Origin of the sequence: Flavobacterium sp. CECT 9288 (assembly GCF_918731615.1) — a bacterium.
In the GTDB taxonomy this organism is placed as follows: Bacteria; Bacteroidota; Bacteroidia; order Flavobacteriales; family Flavobacteriaceae; genus Flavobacterium.
Map to the genome: position 1 here is coordinate 942051 of NZ_OU957226.1, position 17636 is coordinate 959686.

Below are 17636 nucleotides of genomic sequence, written 5' to 3' on the forward strand. Positions count from 1 at the left end.
ATAACGTTATGAAATTAAGCGCCAAACATTTCGGATGCTGTGTAGTTTTTTTAGTGTCAACAGTAATGGGGTATGCCCAAAAAAAAGGAGTTGCAATTGCGGATAAAAACTTCGATAATTATTCTTACGTTGATGCCATAGCTACCTATGAGAAAGTAGCAGAGAAAGGATATAAAGACGAGAAAATGTTTCAAAAACTGGGAGACTCCTATTTCTTTATAGCCAATTTGATCAAGGCAGAGAAATGGTATTCTGCTCTTTTTGCGATGAACCCAGTTCAAGAAGCCGAGTATTACTACAGGTATTCCCAATCGTTAAAAGCCGTAGGCAACTATGCTAAGGCCGATAAAATGCTAGAACAGTTCATTTCCAAATCAGCCACAGACCAGCGAGGGAAACTCTTTGCGAGTCAGCGTGATTACTTAAAAGACATCAAGGAAAACTCAGGGAAATATGAAATATTTGATGCCGGAATCAACTCCCCTTACTCTGATTATGGAAGCGCTTACTACAACAATACCCTACTTTTTGCATCGGCGCGCGATACAGGCGGAGTAGCTAAAAAAGTGTTCAAGTGGAACAATGAATCCTTCACTAACTTGTACAGCTCCCAGATCAGTACAGATGGTAGTGTGGGTAAACCAGAGGTGTTTAATAAAAACATCAACAGTAGGTTTCATGAGTCAACACCTGTTTTTACCAAAGATGGCCAAACCATGTACTTCACGCGTAATAATTACCTAAACGGGAAAAAGCAAAAAGACAGCAGACGTATTATATTATTAAAACTCTACAAGGCCACGAACGAAAATGGAAAATGGGTCAATGTACAAGAGCTACCTTTTAACAGTAATGAGTACAGTGTAGCGCATCCAGCGCTGAGTGTAGACGAGAAAACTTTGTATTTTGCATCAGACATGCCAGGTACCAAGGGATTGTCAGATCTTTTTAAAGTAAGCGTCAATGCTAATGGCACCTACGGGACACCAGAGAATTTAGGATTGCCTATCAACACAGAGGCAAGAGAAACCTTTCCTTTTATCTCAGCAGACAATAAAATGTACTTTGCCAGTGATGGCCACCCAGGACTAGGAGGGTTAGATGTGTTTGTGATGGATTTATCATCAAAAACTCCTGGTAGTACCATAACAAACATAGGTACACCTATAAACAGTACCCAAGATGATTTTTCATTTGTGATTGATGCAGAGAATAAAAAAGGATTTGTAACCTCTAATAGAGAGGGTGGGTTAGGATCTGATGACATCTATAGATTCAATAAATTTCCTGTTCCTGTTTGTAATCAAGTACTTCAAGGAATAATAAAGGATCAAGATACAGATTTAGTCTTGGCCAATGCCAAGGTAAGTTTGTTTGACGCGAATTTTAATTTGATTAAAGAAATCACCACTCCATCATCAGGAGCCTACAGCTTTGAGGTAACATGCGGAACCACATATTATTTACGTGGCGAAAAGCCAGAGTATGAAACCAAAGAGAATAAGATTGTAATAGCAAAAGTATCTGGAGCAACACAAGGTCCATTGGCCTTAGAGCCAAGAAAAAAAGTTATTGAAGTAGGTACAGACTTAGCTAAGACCTTGGATATTCCAATACTTTATTTTGATTTAGACAAGTCATTTATTCGAAAAGATGCGGCATTTGAGCTAGAAAAAGTATTAGCAGTGATGCAACAATACCCAAAGATGACCATCGATATTAGATCCCATACAGATTGCAGACAAACCGCAGCATACAACCAAGCACTATCTGATAGAAGAGCTAAATCAACGAAAGCATGGTTGATCAAAAACGGTATAGCTGCAAATAGATTAACAGCAAAAGGATACGGTGAATCACAACTTGTAAACGATTGCGGATGTGAACCTACGAACCAATCAAACTGTACAGAGGCACAACATCAAGCCAATAGAAGAAGTGAGTTTATTGTTATATCGATGCAATAAATCTTCTCTAAACAACAAAAATCAAAAAAGGCTATCCATAACGGGATAGCCTTTTTTGTTATATCGTATTAGATAAATGAATGATGGAGTAGGAGTCAATTCATTATCATACTAGTTGTTTCTTTCACATTTTATAGGGTATGTGTTTTACTGTAATTCACCATCAAATTTACAAACTTACTATAGCTTTCCATGCCGTCTTTTTGTTGATTGATCTTCAAGAATTGGTCATAGAAAGCATGAAAACCTTTGTCAATAAAGGTGTCGTATTGCTTCCAGAATTGCTCACTTTCTTTGTAGTTTTTTAAAACACCGGGATGTATGGTTTTTAGTAGTTGTTTGTAAATGCCTTCATCTCGTATTTGCCAATTTCCTAGACAATAGCGTAAAGCCATACTGTAGCCGGAATATTGGATATACGTATCTTCATTTTCAACACAAGCTAGGAATCCAATGAAATTACATTCACTTTCACTAGCATAACCCATTTGGTGAGCCATCTCGTGATTTACAGTCATAGGAAAACCATAAAGCGGTACGAGATCATTTACCTGAGCCTCATTTGTAAAAGGATTTAAATAACCTCCAAATCCCATGTAGGTCAAGGGTAGACTAAATAATGATTTTTTGGTGCTAAGAGTGTTGAATTTAAAAAAAGAATGCTTTTTTGCAATGGCATGATAACCGTTCAAGCTCTTTTTAAAAATTTGTTCTTGTGTGTACGGAATGGAAACTTTTAAAGCCTTGCTAGTGGTAATGTTATATTGAATAGCATTCGTTTTTGCGATAATCATTTTTGTAAAAACAAGTAAATCGCCATCAGTGTATTCGTTTTTAATTTTCATTTTTTCAAAAAGCGGTTCACGGTAGTAGTTGAGTGCCCAGAGCAAATGAAATAAAAAGTAAAGTACAGATGTAAAACTCAGTATACTTAAAAGTGAATTTTTCGACTGGGATCTATAAGTTTTTCGGTTGTTCCAAAACCATCTCAAAACGCAAAGAATCAAAATAAAATAAAGACAATCACCAATTGAAAAAGGAACCCTTCCTAAGATTGTGCGCAAGAACTGAGATAATACAGGATACATACCATTGCTGTACCAGCGCTCTATTTGTTCAGGATAAAAAGGAGCAATTTGGAGCAATATAATTTGGATGAGGAAAAAAATCGGGAGAAAATATTTTGTTTTCAAGATAAAAAATTTGAGTTGTAAATATAATTACAATATTAATTAGTGCCTATTGGAATTTAAACTTTGTAACTTTGTATTGTAAAATTAAAACATCAATTACCAATATGAGTCAAGAAATAAGAAATCTAGAGCCAAAAGCACTTTGGAGTAAGTTTGCGGATTTAAATGCAGTGCCAAGGCCTTCTAAAAAAGAGGATCGTGTGATTGCTTTCATGAAAAATTTTGGCGAAAGCCTAGGACTTGAAACTTTTGAAGATCAAATTCGAAATGTAATCATAAGAAAACCGGCTACTCCAGGTATGGAAAACCGTAAAGCAATTGTGCTTCAAGGACATTTAGATATGGTGCATCAAAAAAATGGAGAAACTGTTTTTGATTTTGATACACAAGGAATAGACATGTATGTTGATGGTGACTGGGTTCGTGCTCAAGGTACTACTTTAGGTGCTGACAACGGTTTGGGAGTTGCTGCTATCATGGCTGTTTTAGAAAGTAAAGATATTCCTCATCCAGCTATTGAGGCCTTGTTTACTATAGATGAAGAAACAGGAATGACTGGAGCTCTTAACCTAAAAGGTGGTGTTTTACAGGGACAAATCTTACTGAATTTAGATACAGAGGAAGATGATGAAATTGATATTGGTTGTGCTGGTGGAATAGATGTTACAGCTACTGCAGAGTATGATGAAGAGGAAACTCCTGAAGGTTCTGTGGGGTATACCATTACCGTGAAAGGATTGCAAGGAGGTCATTCTGGTATGGATATTCATAAAGGTTTGGGCAATGCCAATAAAATAATGAACCGTTTATTGTTTGATGGTTTTGATAATTTTGGGTTGCAAATCTCCGAAATAAAAGGAGGAAGTTTGCGCAATGCAATTCCAAGAGAAAGTGTAGCGAAAGTAATAATTGCCGAGGTGTATGACGAAGCATTTGTGTTTGACATGCAGCAAATTGTAAACGAAATAAAAACCGAACTAAAAACTACGGAGCCAAATCTAGAAGTTGTTTTTGAAAAATTAGAAACAACACCTGCTAAGGTTATGCCGTCAATTGCTCAGTTTTATTTTGTGAGAGCTATGTATACTGCTCATAATGGAGTGTACAGCATGAGTGCTGATTTTGAAAATCTAGTTGAAACTTCAAATAATATTGCAAAAGTAGTTTTAGGAGATGGACAACTTTCGGTACAATGTTTAACACGATCTTCTGTAGAGACTTCAAAATTTGATTTGGCAAATGGGTTGCGTTCTGCATTTGAATTAATGGGTTGTGAAGTTGAATTTTCAGGTTCTTATCCTGGATGGACTCCAAATTCTAAATCGGAAATTTTAGATGTTTTGGTTCCTCTTTATGAAAAGCAAAACGGTGAAAAACCAAGAGTGGTAGCCTGTCATGCAGGACTTGAATGCGGTATTTTAGGAACAAATTATCCTGAGATGGATATGATTTCTTTTGGTCCAACAATTCATGGTGCACATTCACCTGATGAGAGAGCTAGTATTTCATCATCACAAAAATTCTGGAAATTTTTTGTAGAAATTTTAGCAAATATTCCAGTTAAATAATCTTAGTAATCAGGAACAGTCTCAGTATTCAGTTTCAAAGAACTGCAAACTGAGACTGTAAACTAATACTGGATATTAATCTCTTTTAGGAGCGTTTTTCTTTTCTCTTTTTTCTTCTTTCTTTTCTTTAGCGGTTTTTAAAGGCTCTTTTTTTACAGTCTTTTTCGCATCCTGACTTTTTGCCATGATAATATATTTAGTGGTTAATGTTCAATTTAGTAAATGTATGTAATATTTTGATTTATTGCCTATTTAATTAAAAAATCCCCAATTTTTTTGAATTGAGGATTGATTGGTTTTACTTATGAAATGTTGAAATTTATTTTTTCTTTAATATCTTATATTCTTCATAACAGCCACTAATAGCATCCATTATTTGTAGGTCATTAGCCGTTTTAATAAAGGAGTCCGAGTAATTACAACGTTGTAAAATTTCAGGGATTTCATCCTTGTCAATGCCTAAAAGGACAGCTATAGTTTCGCGGTCGTATTTAGATTCCAGTAATTTTCGTACGGTATCATCCTTTTTCATTTCTTTTAACTTCTTCAGCTCTTTTGGGTTTTTACCAAAAAAATTATAGAGCATATCCGCTGGATTAAATATGGAACCTAGAACTTTTCCAAAAGCATTAGGTGATACCTGTCCTGCTTCATATCCTTGTGTTAATCCAGAAATACTATAGCGGTAATTCTCTCGCACGGGAATGATTTTTGTGTCTACTTCAAGATACCCTGTTAGGTTAAAGGGTCTAATGATAACCTCTTCAAGCGCAATGGCTTTCTCTGTAAGTTGAATTTTAGTACTTCGGTTTTTTATCCAGTCATTTGTTACGCGTACTCTCAAGGATTGGAAACCTAAACTCGTAATGTGCAATGTATCATTAACTTGAACATCAATCTCAAAATGTCCGCTTTCATCGGTTGTGGCACCACGTACTTTATTTACGTTGATGATGTTTACGCTTGATAAAGGTTGTTTAGTTGTATTACTAAGGATGATGCCATCTACTTTTTGAGAAGGTTCTTTGACTTGAGATTGTGCTGTAATTGAGAATACAGTAAATAAAAAAACTACAAAATATTTCATACTCTAATTTAAGACTTTAAAAGTAATAAATCAGGATTAAATATTTTGTAGTTCCAGTATAATTATAAGAATATTAACTAAACTTTAGTCTCTTCTTGGTCTTCTTGGTCTTGGTGCATCACCAAAGCTTTCTGATCTTCTAGGAGCTCTATCAGATGAACCTTCGCTTCTAGATCTGTCAGATGAAAAACCACCTTCTCTTCTTGGAGCTGCTCCTCTATCGCTTCTAAATCCACCTTCTCTAGGTGCTGAACTTCTATCGCTTCTAAATCCGCCAGAACCTTCTCTTCTTGGAGCAAAATTTCCTTCTCTTCTAGGAGCCGAGCTTCTTCCACCAAAACCACCACCAGAATTTCTTCCGTTGTGATCACGTCTTCCGCCACCGTCATTTTTAGAAATTTCAACATTGATTCTGCGTCCTTCTAGTTGAACGTTATTCAATATTTCCATTACTTTATCAGTATGCTCAGGATCAGTGTTAAAGAAAGAGAAACCTTCTTTTACGTCTACTTTGAAAACGTCATCGCGACCTAAGTCTAATGTTTCTTTTAAATAGTCTTTTAATGACATCCAGTCAAAGTTATCTCTAGAACCGATGTTTACAAAATAACGAGTTGCTCCGCCATTGTTGTTTTCTCTTGGAGCACCATCTCTATCATCACTTCTTTCGCGTCTTTCACCTGATTGAGTTGAAATGTCTCTGTTTTTCTTGTAATAATTGATGAAACGGTTGAATTCTACCGATACCATTTTCTTGATTAACTCTTCTTTTGTTAAGCCTTCAAGTACACTATTAATTGCTGGAAGGTACGTATCAATTTCGTGATCAACCTCAGTATCTTTAATTTTGTTAGCTAAGTGAAGTAATTGAATCTCGCAAATTTCGATTCCAGATGGAATTGATTTTTCTTCAAATTTTTGCTTGATGATTCTTTCAATAGATGAAATTTTACGCAATTCGCTTTTAGTAACAATTACAATAGATGTTCCTAAACGACCTGCACGACCAGTACGGCCAGAACGGTGGTTGTACGTTTCAATTTCATCAGGTAATTGGTAGTTTACTACGTGAGTAATGTTATCCACATCAATACCACGAGCAGCTACATCAGTAGCAACAAGCATTTGTATTTGACGACCACGGAAAGATTTCATAACTCCATCACGTTGTGCTTGTGATAAATCACCGTGTAATGCAGCAGCACTGTATCCGTCTTCAATTAATTTTTCGGCTACAGCTTGTGTATCTCTTTTGGTACGACAAAAAACTACAGAGAAAATATCTGGGTTAGAATCTGCCAAACGTTTCAAAGCTTCGTAACGGTCACGTGCATTTACTAGGTAAAATTCGTGAGAAACTGTAGCAGAACCTGAATTTTTAGCTCCAACTGTAATTTCAATAGGATCAGTCATGAATTGTTTTCCAATACGCGCTACTTCAGCAGGCATTGTTGCAGAAAACAACCATGTGTTTTTATCGTCTGGCGTAGTAGAAAGGATGTTTACGATATCTTCGTAAAAACCCATGTTCAACATTTCGTCAGCTTCGTCAAGAATACAATAGTTAATTTGAGAAATGTTTACTAAACCTCTATTAATCATGTCTTGCATTCTTCCTGGAGTTGCAACAATAATTTGTGCTCCTCTCTTTATGTCTCTCGCTTGTTCTGTGATGCTAGCTCCTCCGTAAACGGCTACTACATTAATACCTTTTTCGTATTTAGAGTAGTTTTTAAGTTCGTTGGTAATCTGCAAACACAACTCGCGTGTTGGAGATAAAATTAATGCTTGTGTGTTTCTGTTGTTAGCATCAATTTTTTGGATAACTGGAAAACCAAAAGCTGCCGTTTTCCCTGTCCCTGTCTGAGCCAACGCCACCATATCTGTATCTTTTTCCAATAATAGGGGAATCGCTTTCTCCTGTACTTCGCTCGGATTTTCAAATCCTAGATCTAAAACCGCCTTCAGTAACGATTCACTCAATCCTAATTGTTCAAATTTATTCATATGTATTTTTAAAATAGGGTGCAAAATTACTCTAAATTATTCATATAAACTAATGCTATTTCAAGATTTAATGATTTATTATAATTTGATTATCAGAAAGTTATGGTTTGTTATTGAATTCAGGACTATTTTTGATACAAAAAATATAGCTTTGCAACTATGTTTTTTAAGTAAAATTTCACAGTTTTTGTTTAACTTTTGTTGCTAAGATGCATTAATAGTTGTTTTGTTGCCTTACCTCTATGGCTGATTTCATTTTTTAGTTCCAATGGTAATTGTGCAAAAGTTTCGGTAAATCCTTCTGGTTGGAATATAGGATCGTAGCCAAATCCTTGATTTCCAATTTTTTCTAACGTAATTTCTCCTTTGGCAATACCAGTAAATAAATGTTGTTCGCCGTTTAAATTTAAAGCGATTACGGTTTTAAATTGTGCTGCTCTAGTTTCTTTATCTGTTAAATTTTTTAATAAGAGGTTCATATTGTCTTCAGGATTACGTTGCTCACCGGCATATCTGGCGCTGTAAACTCCTGGAGCACCATCTAGTGCTAGTACCTCAAGACCTGTATCATCTGCAAAACAGTCGTAGCCGTATTTTTGAGTTACATAATTTGCTTTTAAAATGGCATTCCCTTCAATTGTAGGGGCTGTTTCTGGAATTTCTTCATGGCATCCTATGCTTTCAAGGCTCAGTATAGTTACGCTTTTTGGAAGCATGCTTTGAAGTTCTATAATTTTATTTTTGTTATTAGACGCAAAAACTATTTTCATGATTTTAGATGAGAAATTTATAGATACTAAATTTTTTTAATTTGAAACTCGGGTTAAATTATCAGGGAAATATAAATCAGATAATTTGGTAAACTCATCACCACGCATAAAAATGCTACTGTCAACATCTTGAAAACTAGATTTACCTGACGCTGCCAAAAGTTCGTTTGCAGCATGTAACGTATTGTGGTGAAAATGATAAACCCTTTCAGACTTGTCACTTACCACTAATCCTTTCATTAGCATTTTATCCTGAGTGGCTACTCCTGTTGGACAAGTATTATTGTTGCATTTCAAGGCTTGAATACATCCTAGTGAGAACATAAATCCTCTTGCAGTATTGCAAATGTCTGCTCCCATGGCAATGGCTCTTAAAATGGCATGACCGGTAATGATTTTTCCGCTAGAGATAATTTTTATTTTATCTTTTATATGGAGCTGAGTCAATGTTTTATTTACAAAAATAAGCGCTGGTTCTAATGGCATGCCAACTCCGTCAGAAAATTCTAGTGGTGCAGCACCGGTTCCGCCTTCTGCACCATCAACCGTTATAAAGTCTGGAAAACAATTTTGTACTATCATTTCTTGACAAATGGCTTCAAATTCTTCGGTTATTCCAATGCACAGTTTAAAGCCAATGGGTTTTCCATTTGATGCCGTTCTAAGTGTTTTTATAAATTGTATCAAACCACTTGCATCATGAAAAGCAGAGTGGCTCGGTGGTGATAGAATAGTCGTATGCGGTTCTACGCCTCGTATCTTAGCTATTAATGGAGTGTTTTTACTTGCAGGAAGTACTCCGCCATGACCGGGCTTAGCTCCTTGTGATAGTTTGATTTCTATCATTTTTACAGATGGGAGATTTGCTTTTTCTGAAAATTTTTGAACATCAAATGCTCCATGCTTATCTCTACATCCAAAATATCCAGTTCCTATTTGCCAAACAATTGCTCCGCCTTGAAGATGGAATTCCGTTAAACCTCCTTCGCCTGTGTTATGATAAAAGTCGCCTTTTTTTGCGCCATTATTAAGGGCAATGATTGCGTTCTCGCTCAAAGAGCCAAAACTCATCGCGGATATATTGAGTAAAGAAGCTGAATACGGTTGTTTACAATCTGGTCCTCCTACAACTACTCGGGGTAGCTCTTCATTAACTTTTACAGGGAATATGGAGTGCTTGATGCCTTCGTAATCGGGTTGATTAAGATGTAATTGTGTTCCAAAAGCTGTTGTAGCGCTTAAGTTTTTTGCTCTTTGGTAGACTAATGATCTTTCATTTCTTGAAAAAGGCTTGCCATCGGTATTTCTTTCTATGAAATATTGTTGTATTTCTGGTGCTATACTTTCAAATAAATACCTAAAGTATCCTAAAACAGGAAAGTTTCTTAATATGGTATGCTTGGTTTGAACGCTGTTGTAAACTCCAATAATTAGTATTAATAATAAAATGAAACTAAGAAAGTATACTTTTTGAAAATAGATGTTTATGATCACGCTTACTAGCAAAGAAAGGAAACCAAAAAGGAAAAATTTTGTTCTCATATATTAAATTTCAATTTGAAAATGGCTTTGTATTCAAAATGGATAAGTTCTTGTTAAAAATGTTTTTAATATTGGCAACCAAAAGTAAAAAAGATGTTAACTAAATCGTAAACGTACATAAACGTGTTTGATTCCTTTTTTATCTGAGTCGCGCTCATCTATTTCAAGAATATCTGTTAAGGATTTCAACATCGGAGTTAGTTTTGAAAAACCATAATTCCTTGGATCAAACTCGGGTTTCTTTTTTACAATTAAATTTCCAACATCACCTAGAAACGCCCATCCGCTATCATCACCAATATCTTCAATAGTAGATTCAATTAATTCTATAGTTTGCAGATCTACTTTATTTAAGCTTTTAGGAGATGGTTTTTTAGGATCAGTTGCTGTTCTTTTTGGTTCTTTCTTTTTGATTGCTCCGTCCAAGACTTCAATGTACACAAATCGGTCACAGGCTACAATGAATGAATTGGGGGTTTTTTGTTCGCCAATTCCTATGACCTTCATTCCAGATTCTCGCAATCGAATGGCAAGTCTTGTAAAATCAGAGTCGCTAGATACAATACAAAAACCATCTACCTTATCGGAATAGAGTAAATCCATGGCATCAATAATCATGGCTGAATCTGAGGAATTTTTGCCTACCGTATAACTGTATTGTTGTATAGGAGTAATGGCATGTTCTAATAATACGCTTTTCCAACCGCTAGCATTTGGTTTTGTCCAATCGGCATAGATGCGTTTTGTAGTAGGCGTACCAAACTTAGCAATCTCTTCCATCATTCCTTTTACATTACTGTAGGGAACGTTGTCAGCATCAATAAGTACCGCTAGTTTTAATTCCTTTGTATTGTTAGACATAAATTTAAATTTATTTTAGTAAGTCAAATATACAAAGTTTATTGTGTTATGGTTGGAATGTTTTGCATTTGATTTGTTCAAAAATGCACTGTAAAGAGGGAGTCTTGAAGTTTGAGTTTTGCTTTTTTTAAATTTTATGGTTTGAAATGATCGAATTTTTGTACAAATAGAATGCTTGAAAAATAAATTTACTTTCAAGTCCTTTATAAAATTTAAATAATTATTTTTGCAACTTCTTAAAATTAAAATTATTACTTTACATATTATGGTAAAAGATTTATTCGAAAGAATTCAAAACAATAAAGGTCCTCTAGGGAAATGGGCTTCACAAGCTGAAGGGTATTTTGTTTTTCCAAAATTAGAAGGTGAGTTGGGACCTAGAATGCAGTTTGGAGGTAAAAATATTTTGAATTGGAGTTTGAATGACTATCTAGGCTTAGCCAATCATCCTGAAGTTCGTCAGGCTGATACAGATGCCGCTGCACAGTATGGAGCAGCATATCCTATGGGCGCAAGAATGATGAGTGGTCATACAAAATATCACGAGCAGTTAGAAAATGAGTTAGCCACTTTTGTTATGAAAGAATCAGCTTACTTATTGAATTTTGGATACCAAGGAATTATGTCCACTATTGATGCTTTAGTGACACGTAACGATATTATTGTATATGACGTAGACGCACATGCATGTATTATAGATGGAGTACGTTTGCACAGTGGAAAAAGATATACTTACAAGCACAATGATCTTGAAAGTATGGAGAAAAACCTGCAACGTGCTACTAAAATGGCTACTGAAACAGGTGGTGGGATTTTGTTTATTACCGAAGGTGTTTTTGGTATGCGAGGACAACAAGGTAAATTGAAAGAAATTGTTGCTTTAAAAGAAAAGTACAATTTCCGTTTGTTAGTTGATGATGCACACGGTTTTGGAACCTTAGGTAAAACAGGAGCTGGAGCAGGTGAGGAACAAGGTTGTCAAGATGGTATTGATGTATACTTCTCTACATTTGCAAAATCCATGGCTAATATTGGTGCTTTTGTGGCAGCTGATAAAGACGTTATTGATTATTTAAAATACAATTTACGTTCTCAAATGTTTGCCAAAGCATTGCCAATGATTCAAACTATTGGTTCTTTAAAAAGATTGGAATTGTTGCGTAACAACCCAGGATTGAAAGATAAACTTTGGGAAAATGTAAACGCATTACAAAACGGATTAAAAGAGAGAAACTTTAATATTGGTGATACTAATACGTGTGTTACTCCAGTTTATCTTGAAGGAAGTGTTCCAGAAGCTATGGTGATGGTAAATGATTTAAGAGAAAATTATGGTATCTTTTTAAGTATTGTAATCTATCCTGTAATTCCAAAAGGAATTATTTTATTGCGTATGATACCTACAACTTCACATACTATTGATGATGTTAATGAAACATTGACAGCATTTGAAGCTATTCGTGAAAAACTAGAAAATGGTACTTATAAGGACATTGCAAGTAGAACTACAGTTGATTTAGACGCTTAAGATCTTATTCTAAAATTATAAAAACCATCTGTTACTTTTAAGCAGATGGTTTTTTTATGGTTGAATGTTTACAATTCAGCTCTAAAAGTACAACGCTTTTTGTGTACTTGAGGGTCAAAATGTTTCCATAGATTTTGAATGGCAACATTATCTGCAAGTTCAGGAGTTCTAAAACAGTTTAGAATCCCTTTTTCTTTAAATGTTTCATAACATTCCTTGAATAGAATGGCAGTAACAGCTTTGTTTTGATATTCGGGTAGTACACCTATCAGATAAAAAATCACATTTTTACTTTGTTTTCTAGCCTTTAGCATGTGCAAGAACCCAAACGGAAACAACTTCCCTTTGGATTTTTGTAAAGCCTCAGCAAAATCAGGCATTACGATACTAAAAGCGACAATGTTATGATCTTTGTCTTCTACAAACTTTATAAATTCAGGATTGATAAAGCTGATGTATTTTTTCTTGAAATACTCTTTTTGTGTATCAGAAATAGCTACAAAAGAGGATAAGGAAGCGTAGGATTTATTGAATAAATCAAACATTTTATCTACGTGCGGCATTACTTCTTTTGTGGTTTTAAAGTTCAACGGACTCAATTGATATCTTTTTTTAACCAAATCATTTGCCTTTTCAAAAAACTCAAGTTTTACATTTTCAAAAGGAAATTTACTCTCTAAATATTCTTTCTCAACTTTAAATCCTAGTTCTCTAAAATGGTTTGCGTAATAAGGATGGTTGTACCACGTGATCATGGTGCTAATTTCATTAAAACCCTCAGTCATAACCCCAACTTTGTCAAGATTTGAAAATCCCATAGGTCCTTCTACATGATCTAAATTGTTTTTTTTGCCAAGTTCGTAAACCTTTTCTAATAGAGCTTTTGTCACTTCGATGTCATCAATTACATCAAACCAACCAAAACGTACTTTTAATTTCTGTTGGTTTTTTACCTCACTCCAATTAATTATTGCTGTAATTCGGCCAACGATTTCATTGTTTTTTTTGGCTACATAAAAATAGGCTTCTGCATTTTCAAAAGCTGGATTTTTTGTTTTATCAAATGTTTCGAGCTCATCAGCAATAAGCGGCGGAACCCAGTAGGGATTGTTTTTGTAAAGGGAAAAAGGAAATTTAATAAACGTTGTTAATTCTTTTTTTGATACGGCTTCGTGTATTGTAATCATGTTGTGTTTTAGAATGTTTTTATTATCCTTTTTTAATTTTTTTGGCTACTTTTTTAGCTTTAGCTTCTTTTTTGTCTGGTTTTACATCAATGCGAACTTCTTTGTATTTGCCATCATATCGCCATGAAAAACCTATTCCACCGAATAAAGCTGATGGAGTTTCTTTAAAACTAGAGCCTATTGAAGCGTCTACTTGCATGTTTTTGTTGAGTAAATAAGCTGCTCCACCTCTTATGATGGCATCTGCATACAAGTCACTTTTTATACCTTGATTTTCTACAAAACCAGACCATTTGTTATTAAAACCACGTGTAAGTGTAACGGCATAACCATAGCTAGGAAAATCTGTACCAATATAATCTGCAGTGAAATTTGAAACTAAAACCCATCTTCCGTCACCTAGATTGTTTTGAGTAATTAACATTGCTTTTGGCGAGAATTGAGCAGGATATCTACTTTCGGTTGGGTTTCTGTTTGAAAACGCATACGGATTATTCTCTGCCGAATAATTTACGCCTACAAAACCTGAAACAGCAGGAATTAATTGACGCCAGTGAAACGCCTTGTTTGCTTTCCAACTATATAGGTTTACTTTTTTCTTATAATTTTTATTAGGGTCGTAAATTAAATATTTTGCTCCTAAAACAAGTTGTTTAAAATCAGCAATGGCCGTTTTGCTGAACAAAGAAGTATACGTTTCATTTTGATATTGAATATCAGCTATCAACTCTAAACGTTCCAGAAACAAACCCCAGCGCAATGTGGCATCAAGACCAAAACCATTTGCTTCATACCCCAATAAATTGTGTTTTTGATTGATTCCATAAACTCCTGTTTCAACCTGAATAACTGATTTACCCACGGCAAATGCAGACATGGTTTCTCCGGGTCTATTAGAGTTTATTTCATCGGTGTACTGTGCATATTGAATACTTGGAATTGCAAAAAGAGCCGCTACAAGGAATGATTTGAATTTTCGCATGATTGTTTTTTTTGTTTTTGTCTAACATAGCTTTTCAAAAGTACTATAATTTATCATTTAATTAAGAATGATATCTTAATTTTGTCCCCAAATATAGTTCTGAATTTATTATTTTTGGAAAAAATTACCCTTATGCAAACAGCTTCTTTTAAAAGTGTTTTAAATACAATTTTATTTATCATTGCATTTTACTACATATTCAAATTTTTAGCAAAACTTTTTTTGCCATTAATTATAAAAAAAGTAGTAGAAAAAGCAAGTCAAAACATGCAACAACAGCAATATCAGCAAAAATCTTGGAACAATACGCAGCAACAGCAGCAACAAGATGAAATAATTTATAGCACAGAAAACGTAAAAAAACCACGCGAGACTAAAAAAGTAGGGGATTACGTGGACTATGAAGAAATAGATTAAACCGTTTTGCTTGAACCACATCAATACATTTATTAAATCCAATACATTATAAATTGAAAATAATTAATAAGTTTTACCCACACGCTCTTGCCATTTTTGGTTTTGTTCTTGTTTCCTTGATTTACTTTTATCCAGTTTTGCAAGGAAAACAAATTTTCCAATCGGATATTGTTCAATATACAGGCATGGCCAAGGAACAAAACGATTTTAGAGCCACAAATGATGTAGAACCGTATTGGACTAATTCTGCGTTTGGTGGAATGCCTACGTATCAATTAGGAGCCAAATATTCGCATGATTATATTGGTGCTCTGGATGATGCATTGCGATTTTTACCTCGTCCTGCTGATTATTTATTTCTTTACTTTTTAGGTTTTTATGCATTATTATTAGTGCTGAAAATAGATCCTCTAAAGGCCTTCTTCGGAGCCTTGGCTTTTGGATTTTCCACTTATTTGATTGTTATTTTGGGTGTAGGGCATAATGCAAAAGCACATGCAATTGGGTACATGCCACTTGTTGTTGCGGGATTTATTTTGGTTTTCCAAAAAAAATACGTGTTGGGTGGATTGATCACACTTTTTGCGACAGCATTAGAGATCAATGCGAATCACTTTCAAATGACGTATTACCTCTTGATTTTCCTTTTAATACTCTCAGGGTATTTTATATATAAATACATAAAGGATAAAGAATATAAGACGTTACTATATTCTTTTGGAGTTCTAGCAGTTGCTGGTATTTTTGCGCTTGGTGCCAATGCAACTAACTTATTGGCTACTTCTGAATATACTAATTTCAGTATCAGAGGCAAAAGTGAGCTTACTTTTAACCCTGATGGGACTAAAAACCAGACTACTTCATCCATGTCTAAAGATTATATTACCGAATATAGTTATGGCGTAATGGAAAGCTTTAACCTTATTGCTCCTCGTCTTTTTGGAGGTTCAAATAATGAAAAAGTAGGCAAGGATAGTCACATGTTTGAGTTCATGATAGGACAAGGAGTTCCTGAGGATCAAGCAACTGATTTTGTCTCAGGAATGCCTACTTATTGGGGAGATCAACCCATCGTGGCAGCACCAGCTTACATAGGAATTGTAGTTTTCTTTTTGGCAGTGATGGCTTTGTTTTTAGACCAAAGAAAAATTAAATACGTTTTCTTAGCAGGCGCATTTGTTTCCTTACTGCTTTCTTGGGGAAAAAATTTCCCTCTATTAACTGATTTTTTTATTGAATACATACCGTTGTATGATAAGTTTAGAGCAGTGTCTTCTATTCAGGTAGTTTTAGAAATGTGCTTTCCAGTACTTGCAATAATGGGATTGCAATCGTATTTCAAATCAGATAAAAATGCGCAGTGGAAATCTTTGTATGAAACAACAATTCTTTCTTTAGGTATACTTCTTATTTTGTTTTTAAGTAAAAGCATGTTTAGTTTTTCTGGTGGTACTGATGCGTATTTTCAAGAAAGCTATGGTCCTGACTTTGTCAACGCTTTGAAGGAAGATAGAATGAGTTTGTTTAGTGCAGATTTGCTTCGCTCTGCTTTCTTTATAATATTGGTAGCTGGAGTTTTGTGGCTGTCTTTAAAGGAGAGATTTGCACAGAATACTGCTATTGTAATCGTGGGTCTATTGATGGTTTCTGACTTGTTTTTTGTTGCTAAAAATTATGTTTCAGGTAAAGATTTTGTGAGCAAGTACCAAGTAGAAGCTCCTTTCCAAGAATCTCCATCAGATGCGGAAATTTTAAAAGATACTTCAAATTATAGAGTATTTGAGGTAGGAGATATTATGGGTGCTAGAGCCTCTTATTTTCATAAATCTATTGGGGGTTACAGTGCTGTGAGACCAAGAAGAATGCAGCAATTACTGGATTATCAAATTGTAAAAAACAATATCGAAGTGCTGAACATGCTTAATGTGAAGTATTTGATACAGAAAGATAAGGAAGGGAAAGAGTTTCCGGTTGCTAACCCTGATGCCAATGGTAATGCATGGTTTGTAAGTCAGGTGAAACAAGTTAATTCTCCCGATGCCGAAATGAAAGCTTTGGATAAATTAGATTCAAAAAATACGGTTGTCATTAATACAAAGGAGTTTCAAGTAAAAAATACGGCTTTCGCCAAAGATAGTGCGGCTAAAATATCTGTAGTTACGTATAAACCCAATTACATCAAGTATACTGCTACCAATAAAAATGAAGGCTTCGCCGTATTCTCTGAAGCTTATTATGGTAAGGGTTGGAATGCTTACATTGACGATAAAAAAGTAGATCATTTGAGAGTTGATTATCTTTTAAGAGGATTGCCAATACCAGCTGGAAAACACAAAATTGAATTTAAATTTGAGCCTCAAGTAGTAAAAACGGGTAGTACGATTACGCTGATAAGCGGAGTTGGAATATTATTACTACTGATTGGGGGAATTTATTACGAAAAAAAGAAGATCCAGAAGAACGTTGATTAGTTCATGTTGTTTTATTTTTTCGGAGTAGTTGTCAGGAATATTTTAATTCAACAGGA

Annotated in this window: 13 protein-coding genes; 5 read left to right on the forward strand and 8 right to left on the reverse strand. The window is 34.8% G+C overall.

Annotated elements, in window-relative coordinates; translation table 11 throughout:
• The first annotated feature begins 8 nt into the window (after positions 1-8).
• Positions 9-1967, forward strand: coding sequence for an OmpA family protein (locus LQ189_RS04215; RefSeq protein ID WP_230153766.1), 1959 nt, complete (start codon positions 9-11; stop codon positions 1965-1967).
• Positions 1968-2098: 131 nt separating this feature from the next.
• Here LQ189_RS04215 and LQ189_RS04220 read toward each other — a convergent pair whose 3' ends face one another.
• A complete protein-coding gene (locus LQ189_RS04220) occupies positions 2099-3055 on the reverse strand; it encodes a DUF3810 domain-containing protein (RefSeq protein ID WP_370634888.1) in 957 nt (318 codons plus the stop codon).
• A 209-nt stretch (positions 3056-3264) separates the two neighbouring features.
• On the opposite strand from LQ189_RS04220, the gene LQ189_RS04225 reads away from it, so the two are divergent.
• Positions 3265-4728, forward strand: a complete 1464-nt coding sequence (locus tag LQ189_RS04225; protein ID WP_230154491.1) for an aminoacyl-histidine dipeptidase — start codon at positions 3265-3267, stop codon at positions 4726-4728.
• A 319-nt stretch (positions 4729-5047) separates the two neighbouring features.
• Here LQ189_RS04225 and LQ189_RS04230 read toward each other — a convergent pair whose 3' ends face one another.
• The 5 genes from LQ189_RS04230 to LQ189_RS04250 all read right to left on the reverse strand — a co-directional run bounded on the left by LQ189_RS04230 (position 5048) and on the right by LQ189_RS04250 (position 10995).
• Positions 5048-5815 carry a carboxypeptidase-like regulatory domain-containing protein gene (locus LQ189_RS04230; protein ID WP_086454201.1) on the reverse strand — a complete coding sequence of 256 codons (768 nt, stop codon included), beginning with the start codon at positions 5813-5815 and terminating at the stop codon, positions 5048-5050.
• 84 nt (positions 5816-5899) lie between these two features.
• Positions 5900-7822 carry a DEAD/DEAH box helicase gene (locus LQ189_RS04235; RefSeq protein ID WP_230154492.1) on the reverse strand — a complete coding sequence of 641 codons (1923 nt, stop codon included), beginning with the start codon at positions 7820-7822 and terminating at the stop codon, positions 5900-5902.
• A gap of 191 nt (positions 7823-8013) precedes the next feature.
• Entirely contained in the window at positions 8014-8592 is a 579-nt protein-coding gene (locus LQ189_RS04240) for a non-canonical purine NTP diphosphatase (RefSeq protein WP_230154493.1), read from the reverse strand.
• Positions 8593-8628: 36 nt separating this feature from the next.
• Complete coding sequence (locus tag LQ189_RS04245; RefSeq protein ID WP_230154494.1) at positions 8629-10134, reverse strand: FMN-binding glutamate synthase family protein; 1506 nt, start codon at positions 10132-10134, stop codon at positions 8629-8631.
• Positions 10135-10230: 96 nt separating this feature from the next.
• A complete protein-coding gene (locus tag LQ189_RS04250; RefSeq protein ID WP_086454205.1) occupies positions 10231-10995 on the reverse strand; it encodes an NYN domain-containing protein in 765 nt (254 codons plus the stop codon).
• A gap of 265 nt (positions 10996-11260) precedes the next feature.
• Here LQ189_RS04250 and LQ189_RS04255 point away from each other — a divergent pair, with 265 nt between their 5' ends.
• Positions 11261-12523 (forward strand): pyridoxal phosphate-dependent aminotransferase family protein, encoded by a 1263-nt coding sequence (locus LQ189_RS04255; protein ID WP_230154495.1) that lies wholly within the window; start codon positions 11261-11263, stop codon positions 12521-12523.
• Positions 12524-12591: 68 nt separating this feature from the next.
• On the opposite strand, the gene LQ189_RS04260 is transcribed toward LQ189_RS04255, so the two are convergent.
• On the reverse strand, positions 12592-13710 hold the full coding sequence (locus LQ189_RS04260; protein ID WP_230154496.1) for a GTP cyclohydrolase: 1119 nt from the start codon (positions 13708-13710) through the stop codon (positions 12592-12594).
• A 22-nt stretch (positions 13711-13732) separates the two neighbouring features.
• Positions 13733-14692, reverse strand: a complete 960-nt coding sequence (locus LQ189_RS04265) for a transporter (RefSeq protein WP_230154497.1) — start codon at positions 14690-14692, stop codon at positions 13733-13735.
• A gap of 132 nt (positions 14693-14824) precedes the next feature.
• On the opposite strand from LQ189_RS04265, the gene LQ189_RS04270 reads away from it, so the two are divergent.
• On the forward strand, positions 14825-15109 hold the full coding sequence (locus tag LQ189_RS04270) for a DUF4834 family protein (protein WP_230154498.1): 285 nt from the start codon (positions 14825-14827) through the stop codon (positions 15107-15109).
• 53 nt (positions 15110-15162) lie between these two features.
• The gene (locus LQ189_RS04275; RefSeq protein ID WP_230154500.1) at positions 15163-17580 is read left to right on the forward strand and encodes a YfhO family protein; all 2418 of its coding nucleotides are present in this window, start codon (positions 15163-15165) and stop codon (positions 17578-17580) included.
• Positions 17581-17636: the final 56 nt, after the last annotated feature.